Source organism: Mycolicibacterium brumae, assembly GCF_025215495.1.
Taxonomy (GTDB): domain Bacteria; phylum Actinomycetota; class Actinomycetes; order Mycobacteriales; family Mycobacteriaceae; genus Mycobacterium; species Mycobacterium brumae.
The window spans coordinates 1,181,764-1,197,772 of record NZ_CP104302.1 but is presented as its reverse complement, the minus strand read 5'-3'; the positions used below and the strand labels follow the sequence as shown (position 1 = coordinate 1,197,772).

General features: G+C 71.4%; 12 protein-coding genes and 1 pseudogene. 1 reads left to right on the top strand and 12 read right to left on the bottom strand.

Features of this window, described 5'->3' with window-relative positions; all coding sequences use genetic code 11:
• Positions 1–10 precede the first annotated feature (10 nt).
• From L2Z93_RS05970 to map, 10 genes and pseudogenes are all read right to left on the bottom strand, one after another.
• A pseudogene (locus L2Z93_RS05970) lies at positions 11–1,459 on the bottom strand (MFS transporter); the annotation flags it as partial.
• A 127-nt stretch (positions 1,460–1,586) separates the two neighbouring features.
• Positions 1,587–2,837, bottom strand: a complete 1,251-nt coding sequence (cobA, locus tag L2Z93_RS05965) for a uroporphyrinogen-III C-methyltransferase (protein ID WP_109395643.1) — start codon at positions 2,835–2,837, stop codon at positions 1,587–1,589.
• A complete protein-coding gene (locus L2Z93_RS05960) occupies positions 2,834–4,207 on the bottom strand; it encodes a cobyrinic acid a,c-diamide synthase CobB (RefSeq protein WP_370745816.1) in 1,374 nt (457 codons plus the stop codon). The genes cobA and L2Z93_RS05960 overlap by 4 nt, the downstream gene beginning before the upstream one ends.
• Positions 4,208–4,226: 19 nt before the next feature.
• On the bottom strand, positions 4,227–4,841 hold the full coding sequence (gene cobO / locus L2Z93_RS05955; protein ID WP_090585306.1) for a cob(I)yrinic acid a,c-diamide adenosyltransferase: 615 nt from the start codon (positions 4,839–4,841) through the stop codon (positions 4,227–4,229).
• 47 nt (positions 4,842–4,888) lie between these two features.
• Complete coding sequence (locus L2Z93_RS05950) at positions 4,889–6,754, bottom strand: VWA domain-containing protein (protein ID WP_090585606.1); 1,866 nt, start codon at positions 6,752–6,754, stop codon at positions 4,889–4,891.
• A 19-nt stretch (positions 6,755–6,773) separates the two neighbouring features.
• On the bottom strand, positions 6,774–7,217 hold the full coding sequence (locus L2Z93_RS05945; protein ID WP_090585308.1) for a GNAT family N-acetyltransferase: 444 nt from the start codon (positions 7,215–7,217) through the stop codon (positions 6,774–6,776).
• Between the two features lie 9 nt (positions 7,218–7,226).
• Positions 7,227–8,729: a malate dehydrogenase (quinone) gene (gene mqo / locus L2Z93_RS05940; RefSeq protein ID WP_324611360.1), complete on the bottom strand. Its 1,503-nt coding sequence runs from the start codon at positions 8,727–8,729 to the stop codon at positions 7,227–7,229.
• A 339-nt stretch (positions 8,730–9,068) separates the two neighbouring features.
• Positions 9,069–9,749, bottom strand: coding sequence for a hypothetical protein (locus L2Z93_RS05935; RefSeq protein ID WP_234785978.1), 681 nt, complete (start codon positions 9,747–9,749; stop codon positions 9,069–9,071).
• 37 nt (positions 9,750–9,786) lie between these two features.
• Positions 9,787–11,298, bottom strand: a complete 1,512-nt coding sequence (locus L2Z93_RS05930; protein ID WP_260575508.1) for a cobyric acid synthase — start codon at positions 11,296–11,298, stop codon at positions 9,787–9,789.
• On the bottom strand, positions 11,295–12,155 hold the full coding sequence (map, locus tag L2Z93_RS05925; protein WP_090585315.1) for a type I methionyl aminopeptidase: 861 nt from the start codon (positions 12,153–12,155) through the stop codon (positions 11,295–11,297). The genes L2Z93_RS05930 and map overlap by 4 nt, the downstream gene beginning before the upstream one ends.
• 57 nt (positions 12,156–12,212) lie before the next feature.
• On the opposite strand from map, the gene L2Z93_RS05920 reads away from it, so the two are divergent.
• Positions 12,213–13,124, top strand: a complete 912-nt coding sequence (locus L2Z93_RS05920) for an NAD-dependent epimerase/dehydratase family protein (RefSeq protein ID WP_090585317.1) — start codon at positions 12,213–12,215, stop codon at positions 13,122–13,124.
• A 10-nt stretch (positions 13,125–13,134) separates the two neighbouring features.
• Here L2Z93_RS05920 and L2Z93_RS05915 read toward each other — a convergent pair whose 3' ends face one another.
• Entirely contained in the window at positions 13,135–13,731 is a 597-nt protein-coding gene (locus tag L2Z93_RS05915; RefSeq protein WP_234785979.1) for a DUF1707 SHOCT-like domain-containing protein, read from the bottom strand.
• Between the two features lie 118 nt (positions 13,732–13,849).
• Positions 13,850–15,670 (bottom strand): penicillin-binding transpeptidase domain-containing protein, encoded by a 1,821-nt coding sequence (locus tag L2Z93_RS05910; protein ID WP_090585320.1) that lies wholly within the window; start codon positions 15,668–15,670, stop codon positions 13,850–13,852.
• Between the last annotated feature and the right edge of the window lie 339 nt (positions 15,671–16,009).

Sequence of the window (16,009 nt, the reverse complement as noted above, 5' to 3'; positions counted from 1 at the left end):
CAGGTGAAGATCAGATGTCGCCCGCGTCGAACGCTTCCTTGACTTCCTGGGCGTGCGCGACTTCCTTGGCGGAGTAGCGGATGAACAGCGACGCCGCGCCCACCAGGATCGCCACCGCGGCGACCCACAGCAGGCCGTAGGTGTAGCCCTGGTCCAGGGCGTGCAACTGCGCGTCGTTCATATCGCGGACCGGGCCGGTGGTGCCGCCCAGGTACAGGGTGCGGGAGGTGATGACGGCCTGGATGACCGCCAGCACGACCGGGCCGCCGAGGCTCTGCAGCATCAGCGCGATGGCCGACACCGGGCCGATCTCGTCGAAGCCGACGCCGGCGATGGCCGACACCGTCAGCGGGACCACGATCAGGCCGATGCCGAAGCCGCCGACGGTGATCGGGATGACCAGGTTCGGGAAGTACGGGATGGTCGCGTACAGCGTCGAGCCGTAGATCATGGCGCCGAGCACCAGCACGCCGCCGCCGATCACCAGCACCCGCGGCGAGAAGTAGTTCACCAGCTGGGAGGCGACGCCCAGGCCGACGCCCAGGGCGATCACGAACGGGATGAAGCCGATGCCCGCCCGCAGCGGCGAGTAGCCCATGATGTCCTGCACGTACAGGCCGATCAGCACGGTCAGCGTGAACATCACGCCGCCGGCCAGGAAGATGGCGGTGAAGGTGGCCAGCCGGTTGCGGTCGCGGAACAGCGTGAACGGCACCACCGGGTTCTCCGCCCGGCGTTCCACCAGGAAGAACGCGCCGAACAGCACGACGGCGGCGGCTCCGGAGATCAGGGTGGTCGAGGTGAGCCAGCCGTTCTCCGGGCCGTTGGAGAACCCGAACACCGCGGCGGTGCAGGCCAAGGTGGCCAGCAGCGCGCCGGCCGCGTCCAGCTTCATCGGCTCGCGCTGGGTCTCGGTCAGCGAGTTGCGGGCCATGTAGATCATGGCGATGCCGATCGGCACGTTGATCAGGAAGGCGAACCGCCAGTTCACCTCGACCAGGGCGCCGCCGACGACCAGGCCCATCACCGAGCCGATGCCGGTCATCGCGGCGAACACCGCCGTCGCGGCGTTGCGCGCGGGCCCCTTGGGGAAGGTGGTGGCGACCAGCGCCAGGCCGGTCGGTGAGGCGATGGCCGCGCCGACGCCCTGCAACAGCCGGGCGATGACCAGAGTGGCCTCGTTCCAGGCGACGCCACACAGGATGGACGCGATGGTGAACAACGCGACGCCGACGATGAAGGTCCGCTTGCGGCCGATGGTGTCGCCGAGGCGCCCACCGAGCAGCATCAGACCGCCGAAGGTCAGCACGTAGGCGGTGATGACCCAGCTGCGGCCGGCGTCGGACAGCCCCAGTTCGTCCTGGATCTTCGGCAGCGCGACGATGGCGATGGTGCTGTCCATGGTCGCCAGCAGCTGCATACCGCCGATCGCGACGACCGCGGAGATGAACTTCCAGGAGAAGTCGGGGCGCTGACCGGTCTGCTCGGGGGCCTGATCTTCCTGACCCCGGCGGCCGGAATGGGAGATCGGCATTGCCTGCTCCGCATCGTTGAGTGCCGTCATGCCGACCTACCCTACAGTAATATTAAGAAGAGTTTAAGCCTGTGGAGTGTGGCCCTGATCCCATCTCGTCGGCAAGGCCCACAACTGGGCCGATGACGATAATCGCAGGTGGGCGCACCCCTTCGGCACGCACCACGGCCGCCACCTCCGCCAGCGAGGACCGCACCGTGCGCTGCGCCGGAGTGCTGCCCTGCTGCACCACCAGAACCGGTGTTTGCGCAGGTCGTCCGCCCTTTATCAGCACATGGGCGAACAGCTCGATGCGCTCCACGCCCATCAGCAGGACGATGGTCCCGGTCATGGCCGCGAGCGCGTCCCAATTGACTAACGATTCGGCCGCGCCGGGGGCGCAGTGCCCGCTGACGACGGTGAATTCGTGATTCACCGAGCGGTGCGTGACCGGCGCCCCGGCCAGCGCCGGCACCGCGATGGCGCTCGTCACCCCGGGCACCACGCTCACCGGGATCCCGGCGTCGGCCAGGGCCAGGACCTCCTCATAGCCGCGCGCGAACACGAACGGGTCCCCACCCTTGAGCCGCACCACGAACGCGCCGGCGCGGGCCCGGTCGACGAGCACCTCGTTGATGGCCTCCTGCGCCATCGCCCGGCCGTAGGGGATCTTGGCCGCGTCGATGATCTCCACGTGCGCGGGCAACTCCGACAGCAGTTCGGGCGGCGCCAGCCGGTCGGCGACCACCACGTCGGCGCGCGACAGCAGCCGCCGGCCGCGGACGGTGATCAGCTCCGGGTCCCCGGGCCCGCCGCCGACCAGCGCCACCGTGCCGCGCAGGTTCTCGTCGGCCCCGGCCTCGGGTTCTGTGACGAGCCCGCCGGCCAGCGCCTCCCGGATCGCGGTGCGGATGCCCGCCGAACGACGGTGGTCACCGGCGGCCAGCACGCCGACCGCCAGCCCGGCGTGGGCGAAGGTGGCTGGGGTGACCGCCGATCCGTCCACCGCGACGTCGGAGCGCACGCAGAAGATCCGCCGGCGCTCGGCCTCTGCCGCGACGGCGGCGTTGACGTCCGCGTCGTCGGTGGCGGCGATGGCGTACCAGGCGCCCTCCAGATCCCCGTCGCGGTAGTCGCGCAGGGTGACGGTGACACCGGACATCGCCTCCACCGCGGGGGTGGCCGATCGGGCCACCACGCGCACGTCGGCGCCGCTGGCGACCAGCAGGCCGAGCCGGCGCTGCGCGACGCTGCCGCCGCCGACCACCACGACCTTCTTGCCGGCCAGCCGCAATCCGACCAGGTAGGCGTTATCGCTGCTCACCGGGGAATCGTATCGGCCGCCTCGACGAAGCGGCGGACCGCGGCCGGGCTCGCGGCCGGGTGGGTGTGCAAGTAGGCCGCGGACATCGGTCCGCGCACCGCGCCGTCGGCGATGACCGTCCCGGCGCCGTCGCGGAACTTCCAGGCCGGTGTCACCTCGCCGGCGAATTCGACGACGGTGCGGTGGAACTCGTGGCCGACGACCCGCTCGCCGGCCCGGCGCAGGCAGGAGTCGGCGACGGCGACGGCGTCGCGGTAGCCCAGTGTGAGCCGCCGGGTGAACCGCGCGGATCCGGCCAGCACCCCGCACATCGGGGCGCCGTCGAGGTCGTCCATCAGGTAGGTCAGCCCGGCGCATTCGGCGTGGATCGGGCCGGCGAACCCGCGGATCTGGCCGCGCAGCGCCTCGTTGGCCGACAACTCGCCGAGGTGCTGCTCGGGGAAGCCGCCGGGCAGCACCAGCGCCGCGGCCTCGGCCGGCAGCGCGTCGGTGAGCGGATCGAACGCGACGACCTGCGCGCCGGCGGCGGACAGCAGTTCGGTGTGCTCGGCGTAGCCGAAGCTGAACGCGGCGCCGGCGGCGACCGCGACCACCGGGGCGCCGGCGACCGGCTCGATGTGCTGAGCGGGTGACCAGGGCGGCGCGCTGACCGCGCCGGCGGCGCGGGCGGCGATGGCCGCCACCGCGGGCAGGTCGACGCGCTGGGCGACCAGTTCGGCCATCGCGTCGACGGCGGCCCACGCCGCCGCGCCGTGCTCGACGGCGGTCACCAGGCCCAGGTGCCGCGACGGCACCGACAGCGCGTCGGCGCGCGGCAGCGCGCCGAGCACCGGCAGCCCGACACTCCCGCAGGCCTGGCGCAGCACCTGTTCGTGGCGGGCCGAGCCGACCTGGTTGAGGATCACCCCGGCCAGGCTGACGCTCGCGTCGAACCCGGCGAAGCCGTGCAGCAGCGCCGCGAGGCTCTGGCTCTGCCCGCGGGCGTCGACGACCAGCACGATCGGGGCGCCGATCAGTCCGGCGACCTGCGCGGTGGAACCGTCCGGGATGGCCGGGCCGGGAGCGTCGCCGGCCGGGATGCGGCCGTCGAACAGACCCATCACCCCCTCGACGACGGCGATGTCCGCACCCGCGGCCCCGGCGGCGTACAGCGGCGCGATCAACTCGGTCCCGACCAGCACCGGGTCCAGGTTGCGGCCCGGCCGGCCGGTGGCCAGCCCGTGATAGCCCGGGTCGATGAAGTCGGGGCCGACCTTGAATCCGGCGACGCAGTGCCCCGCGCGGCGCAGCGCGGCCATCAACCCGGTCGCCACCGTGGTCTTGCCGGCGCCGGAGGACGGCGCGGCCACGACCACCGCGCCGGGCGTCACCACTCGGTGTTCACCCTCTTCACCACTCGATGCCCTTCTGACCTTTGCGGCCGGCGTCCATCGGGTGTTTGACCTTGACCATCTCGGTGACCAGGTCAGCGGCGTCGATCAGCGCCGGCGGGGCGTCGCGGCCGGTGATCACCACGTGCTGGCTGCCGGGCCGGGCGGTCAGCGTCGCCACCACCTCGTCGATGTCGACCCAGCCCCACTTCAGCGGGTAGGTGAACTCGTCGAGGACGTAGAAGTCGTGCTGCTCGGCGGCCAGCCGGCGGGAGATCTCGGCCCAGCCCTCGGCGGCCGCCGCGGCGTGGTCGGCTTCGGCGCCCTGTTTGCGGGACCACGACCAGCCCGACCCCATCTTGTGCCACTCCACGGCGCCGCCGTCGCCGTGCTCGTCGTGGGCGCGGCCCAGCGCGGCGAACGCCGACTCCTCGCCGACCTTCCATTTGGCGCTCTTGACGAACTGGAACACCGCGACCCGCAGGCCGGCGTTCCAGGCCCGCAGCGCCATCCCGAACGCGGCGGTGGATTTGCCTTTCCCGGCCCCGGTGTGCACGGCCAGCACCGGCTGACGCCGGCGGGCCCGGGTGCTCAGCCCGTCGTCGGGCACCGAAAGGGGCTGACCCTGCGGCATGACGGTGCTCCTTCTACTCAGACGACTTCTACTCCGACGACTTCTGCTCAGGCTGCGCGGACCGCGGCGGTCAGCGTCTCGGCGCGCAGCTGATCCAGCCGCAGCACCGGGGCGTCGAGTTCGGCGGCCAGCTCCGCGGCCAGGCCGAGCCGGACGTAGCCGGTCTCGCAGTCGACGACGACGGCGGCGGCGCCTTCGGCGCGCAGCATCGCCGCCGCGGCGCGGGTCCGCCCGAGCGGGTCCGGGCCGCCGGTGGCCCGCCCGTCGGTCAGCAGCACCACCAGGGCGCGCCGGGTGCGGTCGCGCACCTTCTCCCTGGCCACCAGGTCGCGGGCGGCCAGCAGGCCCTGCGCCAGCGGCGTTTTGCCGCCGGTGTCGAAGCGGGCGAGCCGCCGGCCGGCGATGTGCGCCGAGGACGTCGGCGGCAGCAGCAGGTCGGCGCGGGCGCCGCGGAAGGTGATCACCGCGACCTTGTCCCGGCGTTGGTAGGCGTCGCGCAGCAACGACAGCGCGGCGCCGCCGACCGCGGCCATCCGGTCGCGGGCGGCCATCGAGCCGGACGCGTCGACGCAGAAGATGACCAGGTTGCCCTCCCGGCCCTCCCGGATGGCGCTGCGCAGGTCGCCGACCTCCGGCCGCAGCGGCCCGGGTCCGGCGGCGCGCTCGGCGGCCTTGAGCAGGGTGGCGAAAAGGTGCATGCCGGAGGCGGTTTCGTCGCCCGGCTCGGCGGGGCCGATCACCGCTCCGGTCCGGTTGCGCGCCGTCGAGCGCCGCCCCGGGGCGCCCTCCCCCACGCCGGGCACCCGCAGCGCGCGGGTGCGATAGGTCGGCCCGGGTTGCGCCGACGGCCGGTCCTGGGCGCCGGGCCCCGACGCCGGCGATTCCGCGGCCTCGCCCGAGGACTCCCGCGAGTCGCGCTGCGGGGCGCCGGGATCGGCGTCCGGTTGGCCGCCGCCGGGCGGATCGGGATCGTCGTCGGGCCCGGGATCGTCGGGCCCGGGATCGGATTCGGCCAGCGCCCGGTCCAGGACGTCGGGATCCAAGCCGGGATCGTCGAACGGGTCGCGGCGACGACGATGCGGCAGCGCCAGTTCGGCCGCCACCCGGATGTCGGCGGCGTCGACCTCGTCGGCGCCGCGCCAGGCGGCATGCGCGACGGCGGTGCGGGCGACCACCAGGTCCGCGCGCATCCCGTCCACGTCGAAGCTGGCGCACAGCGCCGCGATGCGGCGTAACTCCTTGTCCGGCAAGCTGACCCGAGAAACCCGGGCCCGGGCGTCGGCGATCCGGGCGGCCAGCCCCGCGTCGGCGTCGGCGTGCCGGGCGGCGAATCCGCGCGGGTCGGCCTCGTAGGCCAGCCGGGCGGCGATCACCTGGGTTCGCACATCGACGTCGCGGGAGGCCCGCACCTCCACGGTCAACCCGAAGCGGTCCAGCAGCTGCGGGCGCAGTTCGCCTTCCTCCGGGTTCATGGTGCCGATCAGCACGAACCGGGCCTCGTGGGAGTGCGAGACGCCCTCCCGTTCGACGTGCACCCGGCCCATCGCGGCGGCGTCCAGCAGGATGTCGACCAGGTGGTCGTGCAGCAGGTTGACCTCGTCGACGTAGAGCACGCCGCCGTGCGCGGTGGCCAGCAGGCCCGGGGAGAACGCGTGCTCGCCCTTGCCGAGCACCTTCTGCAGGTCCAGCGAGCCGATCACCCGGTCCTCGGTGGCGCCGATCGGCAGTTCGACCAGCCGCCCGCCGTCGACGTCGGCCAGGATCGCGCCCAGGCCGCGCACCGCGGTGGATTTCGCGGTGCCCTTCTCACCCCGGATCAGCACCCCGCCGATCTCCGGCCGGATCGCGCACAGCAGCAGTGCCAGCAGCAACCGGTCGTGTCCGACGATGGCGCTGAACGGGTATGGCGGGATGTCACCGCCGCCGTCGCGGTCAGCCATTGCGCACCATCGGGGTGTGCGGGATGCCGTCCTCGCTGAACTCCGGCCCGTCGGAGACGAATCCGTGCCGACTGTAGAGCTCGGTCAGGTAGGTCTGAGCGTTGATGCGGCACGGATAGGGGCCCACCTCGGCGAGCGCCGCGCGCAGCAGCCGGCCGGCGTGGCCACCGCCGCGGTCGGCCCGGCGCACGCACACCCGCCCGATCCGGAACTCCTTCTCGCCGCCGGGGTGTTCCTCCATCAGCCGCAACGTGGCGATCACCCCATCCGATTCCAGCCAGTAGTGCCGGGTGTCGGGCAGCAGGTCGCGCCCGTCGAGTTCGGGATAGGGGCAGGCCTGCTCGACGACGAACACCTCCACCCGCAGTTTCAGCAGCTCATAGAGGCTGGCGGCGTCGAGGTCCTGGGCCCGGGCCCGGCGCAGCGTCGGATTCATGCCGGGCGGTCAGGCCCCCTCGACGGCCGGCGCCTGCAGGCCCAGCGTCTGCTGGGTCCAGTTCCAGACCTCGTCGAACAGCTTCGGTTCGTCGGAGAGCTTGGTGCCCAGCGACGGGATCATCTCGGTCAGCCGGGGCAGCCACTGGCGGTAGTGCTTGGGGAAGCAGCGCGACATCACGTCGAGCATGGCCGGCACCGCGGTGGAGGCGCCCGGCGAGGCGCCGAGCAAGCCGGCGATGGTGCCGTCGTTCGAGGCCAGCACGGCGGTGCCGAATTCCAGGGTGCCGCCGAAGCCGCTGTCCTTGGGCTTGATGACCTGCACGCGCTGTCCCGCGACGATCAGGTTCCAGTCGGAATCGACTGCGCTGGGGGCGAATTCGCGAAGTGCGTCGACCCGGGCGGACTCCGACAGCGCGAGTTGGCGGATCAGGTAGGCGGTCAGGTCCATCTGGGTCATGCCCACCCCGAGCATCGAGCCGAGGTTGTTGGGCTTGACCGACAGCGGCAGGTCGGTGAATTTGCCGTGCTTGAGGAACTTCGGCGACCAGCCCGCGAACGGGCCGAACAGCAGCCACGGCTGGCCGTTGATGATCCGGGTGTCCAGGTGCGGGGCCGACATCGGCGGCGCGCCCAGCGGCGGGAAGCCGTACACCTTGGCCTGGTGCTGCGAGGTGACCGCGGGGTTGGAGGCGCGCAGGAACTGCCCGCCGACCGGGAACCCGCCGTAGCCCTTGGCCTCCGGGATGCCGGCCTTCTGCAGCAGCGGCAGCGCGTCGCCGCCGGCGCCGACGAATACGAACCGGCTGTTGATGGTGCGGGTCGCGCGGGTGCGGCGGTTGCGGACCTTCACCGACCAGCCGTCGCCGTCGCGGCTCAGATTGCGCACCTCGTGCCCGAATAGCACCGAGGTGCCGCTGCGCACGCCGAAGTTCAGCAACTGCTTGGTCAGCGAACCGAAGTCGATGTCGGTGCCCTCGGTGGTCCAGTTCAGCCCGACCGGCTCGGAGAAGTCGCGCCCGGTCGCCATATAGGGCAGTCGGCGGGCGAACTCGTCGGCGTCGTTGATGAACTCGGTGGTGGCGAACAGCGGGTTGGCCGCCAGCGCGTCGCGCCGCTTGCGCAGGTACTCGACCCGGTCGGCGCCGGCCACGAAGGACACGTGCGGCACCGGGTTCAGGAAGCTGCGGACGTCGGTCAGCACGTTGTTCTGCACCGAATGCGCCCAGAACTGCCGGGACACCTGGAACTGCTCGTTGACCGTGATGGCCTTGGTGATGTCGATGCTGCCGTCGGGTTGTTGCGGGGTGTAGTTCAGTTCGCACAGCGCCGAGTGCCCGGTGCCGGCGTTGTTCCACGGGTCGCTGCTCTCGGCGGCCGCGCCGTCGAGGCGCTCGATCACCGTGATGGTCCAGTCGGGCTCGACCAGGCGCAGCAAGGCGCCCAGCGTCGCGCTCATGATCCCCGCGCCGATCAGTACGACATCGGTCTTGGTCTCTGCGGTATCTGCCACCGGTCTGCTCGCCCTTCGCGGTTGCGCGTCCCCACCCCGGAGGAGGCGGGACTGATCGGACTCAGATTATCCCGTGGCAAACCTTCGGCCGCCACCACGTCCACCCGGAGCGCCCGGCGCGCGGCGTCGGAGTTCGGGAAGAGTGTTCCGCCGGGCGCGGATTTATAGTAATATTGCAATATGAGCAATGAAGCGTGCACCAATCCGAACTGCAAGTGCGAGAACTGTCAGTGCGGGGCGAACTGCTCCTGCGATGGCAGCAAGGACTGCGGCTGCGGCAAGTGACCGAATAGCCATCCCGGCCCCGCCCGTGCGGGGCCGGAGTCATTTCTGCCGGACCTACAGTTGCCGGACCCGTTCGGTCTGCCGGTCGAAGATGTCCAGGAAAGTGTTCGGCAGGTCGGCGCGCGCCTCGACGGTGGTGTCCTCCAGCGGGAAGGCCGCCCCGAACACGCTCATCTGCCCGATATTGGCGAACCCCATGTACACCGACGCGTCCACCGCGTCCAGGGTCATGGTCTGCTGGTAGAGCAACTCATTGTCGTGCTCGCTCGGCAGCGCGGTGGTGGTCATCGGGATCCCGCGCGAGGTGTTGTCGAACAGCACGAAGAAGTGCTCGCAGCGCTGCGCGGTGGCCTGCAGCGCCTCCAGATCCAGCGGCCAGGACAGCACCGTCATCACGATGCGGGCCCCGTCGTAGATCACCTCGTACTTGGCGGCGCTGCCCGGACCGCGTTCGGCCGAGGACGCGATGACGTTCGTCAGCCCGTTGGAGCAGCCTTCCGGCCGCGTCATCATGGTCGGGGCCTCACCCGTGCCATCCGGGGCGCCCGGGTCTTCCTCGATATCGCGGAACAGCACCCCATCCGGGAAATCCGCCGCCGTCAGCGTCACCTGGGACAGCTTCGCCCCCGGCCAGGTCGGGGTGCCCGCGACGACGTGGCAGCCGCTGACCAGCATCGAAACGAGCGCCAACAGCACCGCGGCGCGGCGCACGCGGGTCGGCCGGGGCACTCTCACGCCCACAGGTTACCGGCGCCGGGCGGAAAGCACCTGCTCACCGGATGCGGCCCGCGACCACGGTTGGCCGGGTCGGCGGGCCGTCGCGCAGCAGCGCCAGCAATGCCTCGACGTCGGCGTGGGCAGCCAGCAGATCGGCCATCAGGTCCAGTTGGGCGTCCCGCCGGGCGGGCACGTCGACATCGTCGGCGACGACGAAGCCGGTGCGGCCGGTGCTCGCCGCGACCGCGGTCAGGAAGTCGCGGCGGAAATCGTCGTTGTCCAGCAGCCCGTGCCAGTGCGTGCCATGGATCGCGCCGTCACGCAGTCCGATCCCGGCCCAGTCCGCCGCCGCGCTGCGGGCGAGCAGGCCGTGATGGATCTCATAGCCGGACAGCCCGCCGGTCGCCGCGGCGCCGGTGTGCAGGGCCAGCGTCTTATCCACGGCGAAGACGATGTCGGCGTCCAGCAGCCCCAGCCCGGGCACCGCGCCGCGGCCCGACTCGACCGGGTCGTCGATGCCGCGGCACAGCATCTGGAAGCCGCCGCAGATCCCGAGCACCGCGCCCCCGCCGCTGGCGTGCTCGGCCACCGCGGCAGCCAGGCCGCGGGCGCGCAGCCAGTCCAGGTCGGCGACGCTCGCCTTACTGCCCGGGATCACCACCAGGTCCAGCCCGGCCAATCCGGCCGGATCGTCGACCCAGCGCACCGCCACCCCCGGTTCGGCGGCCAGCGCCTCGATGTCGGTGGAGTTCGAGATCCGGGGCAACCGGATCGCGCCGACCCGCAGCCACTGGTCGCCGCGCGGTGCGGTCGGGATCCCGACGACGTGCCCGGCCAGCACCGACACCGAGTCCTCGGTGTCCATCCACAGCCCGTCGTGAAACGGCAGCACCCCGTAACTGGGCCGACCGGTCAGCTCGGCCAGCCGGTCCAGCCCGGGCGCCAGCAGGCGCGGGTCGCCGCGGAACTTGTTCACCAGGAAGCCGGCGATCAGCGCCTGGTCTTTCGGCTCCAGGATCGCGACGGTGCCGAACAGGTGCGCCAGCAGACCGCCGCGGTCGATGTCGCCGACGATCACCACCGGCAGGTGGTGCGCGCGGGCCAGACCCATATTCGCCAGGTCGGTGGCCCGCAGGTTGATCTCGGCCGGCGAGCCCGCGCCCTCACAGATCACCGCGTCGAACTCGTCGCGCAGACTCCGCAGTTCCTCGGCGACCACCGACGACAGCGCGTCCCGGTGGGCGATGTAGTCCCCGGCGCGCACCGTCCCGGTCACCCGGCCGCGGACGACCAATTGACTCTGGCGGTCACTGCCCGGTTTGAGCAGGACCGGATTGAACCGGGTGTGCGGCGCCAATCCGGCGGCGCGGGCCTGCATGGCCTGGGCGCGGCCGATCTCCCCGCCGTCGACGGTGACCGCGGAATTGTTGGACATGTTCTGCGCTTTGAACGGGGCCACCTTCACGCCGCGGCGGGCCAGCAGCCGGCACAGCCCGGCGACCACCATGGACTTGCCGGCGTCGGAGGTCGTGCCGGCGATCAGCAGAGCGCCGCCCGAGCTGCTCAAGGCGCCAGCGTCAGGATCTCCGCACCGTCGTCGGTCACCACCAGCGTGTGCTCGAACTGCGCGGTCCATTTGCCGTCGACGGTGGCGACGGTCCAGTCGTCGTCCCAGATCTCGTAGTCCAGCGAGCCGAGGTTGATCATCGGCTCGATGGTGAACGTCATGCCGGGCTCGATGATGGTGTCGACCTCGGGTTTGTCGTAGTGCAGCACCACCAGTCCGTTGTGGAAGGTGGTGCCGATGCCGTGGCCGGTGAAATCACGGACGACGTGGTAGCCGAATCGGTGCGCGTAGGACTCGATGACCCGGCCGATCACCGACAGCGCGCGGCCGGGTTTGACCGCCTTGATGGCGCGCATGGTGGCCTCGTGGGTGCGCTCAACCAGCAGCCGGTGCTCCTCGCTGACGTCCCCGGCGCAGAAGGTGGCGTTGGTGTCGCCGTGCACCCCGTCGATGTAGGCGGTGACGTCGATATTGACGATGTCGCCGTCGGCGATGACCGTCGAATCCGGGATGCCGTGGCAGATGATCTCGTTGAGCGAGGTGCAGCAGGACTTCGGGAAACCCTTGTAGCCCAGCGTCGACGGGTAGGCGCCGTGGTCGATCATGTACTCGTGCGCGATGCGGTCCAGCGCGTCGGTGGTGACCCCGGGGGCGACGGCCTTGCCGGCCTCGGCGAGCGCGCCCGCGGCGATCCGCCCGGCCACCCGCATCTTCTCGATCACCTCGGGCGTCTGCACCCAGGGTTCGCTGCCCTCGTTGACGCTGTCCCGCCAGGCGTACTCGGGACGGTCGATCGACTTGGGCACCGGCAGCGTCGGGGACAGCCGGCCGGGGCGAAGCGGGGCGCGCACAGACATGGCTAAAGGTTAACCGCGTCGTCACGGGCCGCGTCCAATCGACTTAGGGTTGACGCCATGCGGGTATTCGTCACCGGCGGCACCGGAGCGATCGGCGGCCACGCGGTGCCCGCATTGGTGGCCGCCGGCCACGAAGTCACCGCCATGGCCCGCACCGAGGACAAAGCGCAGCTGCTGCGCGGGCAGGGAGCGACGCCGGCTCTGGTGTCGTTGTTCGACCGCGACGCGTTGACCGCCGCCTTCGCCGGCCATGACGCGGTGGTCAACATGGCGTCGTCGCTGCCGCCGACGGAGCGCTTCATGCTGTACTCGGCGTGGGCGGACTGCGAGCGGATCCGCACCGAGGGTTCGGCGGCCGTGGTCGACGCCGCGCTCGCGGCGGGCGTGGGACGCGTGGTCCAGGAGTCGGTGGCGATGCTCTATCACGATGGCGGCGCCGGGTGGATCGATGAGAACTGGCCGGTCGAGCACTACCGGATCTCCGCCGGGAACCACGCGGCCGAGGCCAGCGCACGTCGGTTCGCGGAGTCCGGGGGCGAGGCCGTGACCTTGCGGTTCGGGTTGTTCTACGGACCGGGGGCCGCGCACAGCGAGCAGCTGATGGCGATGGCGCGCCGCCACATCGGGTTCCGTCCGGGCCGGCCCGACGGGTACATGTCCTCGATCCACCTGGCCGACGCCGCGGGCGCCGTCGTCGCGGCCCTGCGCTGCGATCCGGACGTCTACAACGTCGTGGACGACCAGCCGGTCACCAAGAAGGAGAACTGCGCGGCGATGGCGGCTGCGGTGGGCGTCCGACCATGGGTCACCGGACCGGGCCGGCTGGCGGCGCTTGTCGGGGACCGCGTCACATCGCTGACGAGATCCCTGCGGGTCAGCAACGCGCGGTTCCGGGCCGCGGCGAACTGGGCCCCGAGCCATCCGAGCGTGTGGGAGGGCTATCGATCGATGGCCGGGCACACCGGCTGAACGAGAGTGGTCAACCGCGCCCGCGGCGCAGCTTGATCCGGTCGCGCCAGGTGCGCTGCGGGCCCCAGATGTCAACGGATCCGCAGACCACCTTGCCGCTGAGAATGACGTGCGGCCGACCGTCGGCGGGCGGATTGGGCCGGTGGTCGCGGGCGCTGCCGACGATCACCTCGACGTCGTCGAGCGACGCGCTGGCCGCCTCGGGCAGCCGCAGGTCCAGCGAACCGAACTTCATGTCGAGGTCGATCACCGCGATCGGCCCGGCGAACCGGGCGTGGGTGAGGTCCAGGCTGACCGAGCCCATCCGGCGGTACAGCGCCAGGCTGGTGGGCACCGACCACTCCCCCTCGCGGTGCAGCGATCCGAGCACGCCGCGCAGTTCCAGCCGGTCGGTGGCCGAGGTGACGACCGCGCCGGGCCCCGGCAGGTCGCCGACCAGCAGGTCCAGTTCGGGACGCAGTCGGGCGGTGGCGACCTGAACCGAACGCTGCTCGAACTCGTCGATGTCGATCAGCCCGAGCGCGACGGCGTTGTGCAGCCGGCGCAGGGTTCCGTTGCGGTCCGCGTCGGAAACCCGCATCCGGTCAGGTTCATCGGGGAAAGTCATCGCCCGTAAGCCTAGCCGGGTCGCAAGCAAAGCCGGAGGTACGGAGGCTTTGCGCGGCGGGCCCGGCGCATTTGCCCACCGTGGGGTCGTTGACCAGCGGCGATGTGAGGTTGGTGACTCAGGCGAGATAGTCCCCGGGCAGGCTGTCGAGCATCTGCCGGGTCATCCGGACCGCGTACTCCGAACTTCCGCCGCCGACGATCAGTGACGCGAAGGCCATATCGCCGCGGTAGCCGGCGAACCAGGCGTGTGAGCCGCCGTCGAACTCCGCCTCACCGGTCTTGCCGCGGACATCGCCGGCGTCGCGCAGGTCCTTGGCGGTGCCGTCGGTGACCACCATCCGCATCATCGACCGCAGACCGTCGAGCATCTGCGGGCTGACCGGAGAGGCCTGGCCGTCGACGACGGTGTCGTGGCCGATGATCAGCCGCGGCACCGGGGTCTGGCCGGCGGCCACCGTCGCCGCGGCCAGCGCCATGCCGAACGGGCTGGCCAGCACCTTGCCCTGGCCGAAGCCGTCCTCGACCATCTCGGCCAGATCGACCGTCGGCGGCACCGATCCGGAGACCGTCGGCAGGCCCTCGATCTGGTAATCCACTCCGAGGCCGAAACGGGCGGCGGTCTGGTTCAGCGCCCGCGGGGTCATCTTGGAGGCCAGCTCGGCGAACGTGGTGTTGCAGGAGTCGGCGAACGCGCGGCTCATCGGCACCACGCCGAGGTCGAACTTGTTGTAGTTGGGCACCCGGCGGTGGCCGATCTCGATTTCGGCGGGGCAGCCCAGCATGGTGTCGGGGCTGGCCAATTGGTTGTCCATCGCCGCGCCCGCGGTGATGATCTTGAACGTCGACCCGGGCGGGTACAGGCCCATGGTGGCCGTCGGCCCGTCGACGTCGGCGGCCGCGTTCTGGGCGACCGCGAGAACGTCGCCGGTCGACGGCCGGATCACCACCATCATGGCCTTGAGGCCCTGGCCGTTGACGGCGTTCTGGGCGGCGTCCTGCACGGCGCGGTCCAGCGTGATGGACACCGACGGCGCCGGGGCTGGCGCGACTTCGTGCAGCACATCGGTGTCGGTGCCGTACTGGTTGACGCTGACGACGCGCCAGCCGGGCGCGCCGTCGAGATCGTCGACGACGGCCTTGCGGACCTCGCTGATCAGCGCCGGGGCGAAACCGGGGTCGGTCGCCAGCAACTCCGGGATGGCGATCTTGATGATCCCGGGCCGGTTCTCCAGCGCCGGGGCCACCTTGTCGACGTCGTCCTGGGACAGCGTGGCCAGCAGCATCGGCTTGTCCGAGGCGCTGGACTGCTCGGCCAGCAGCGCGGCGTCCGGCGGCCCGCCGAAGGGGCGCAGCACGTCGACAGCGGTCTGCGCGCTGGGCATCAGTTCCAGGCCGGCCTGGCGGGCGTCGAACTGGTAGCTGTACCGGTAGCCGGGCACCAGCACATCGCTGCCGCCGAGCTCGTTGACCGAGGCGCGTCGGGGCGCGTCGGCGCGCAGTTGCAGGCTCTGATTCTCCCCCAGCTTCGGGTGCAGTCCGGTGCCTGACCAGCGGACCTGCCAACCGGCTTCGTCACGGACCATGTTCAGCTGTCCGTCGTAGGTCCAGGTGCGGTTCTTGGGCAGATGCCAGGTGTAGGTGTAGTTCACCGAGCCGGTGTCCTCGGTGAAGCGCGAGCCGGTGGTGGCGACCTCCAGGCGGTCGGCCTGCAGCCCGGTCCAGGACGCGTTGAGCGCCTCCAGGGCGATGTCGGGCCGGTCGGTGAGGTCCGCGGCGGTGGTGGTGTCACCGGTGGACAGCGCGTCGAAGAACGCCTTGGCGGCCGGTTCGGGCCCGTCGGGCCGGGGGGTGCAGCCGGCCAGCGCCATCGTCGCGGTGAGCACGACGGCCAGGAGCAGCCCGCCGGCCCGTGTTACGGATGATGCTTTCGTTGCCATTGTGACGAATGTTAGTTGTGGGGCGGGCGATCCGCCCGACGCCACACCGAGATGGGTCCGCAATCAGCCCGTGACCGCCACCTCGGGCGACGCCAGTGACCTCAGGCCGGGCCGGAAGGGTCCACGGGCGCCGCCGGTGACCACAGGCCGGACCGCAAGCGTCCACGAGCGACGCCAGTGACCACAGGCCGGGCCGGAACGACGCCAGTGACGGTGGGGCGATTTTCGGGCGGATTTTCGCCCTGTGGTTACTCGCGGCCAGGCATCCCGGCCTGGCGTTACTCACACGCGGTCGCCGGACACGCAAAACGACGGGTGCCCGGCCACCGCGCCGCACAC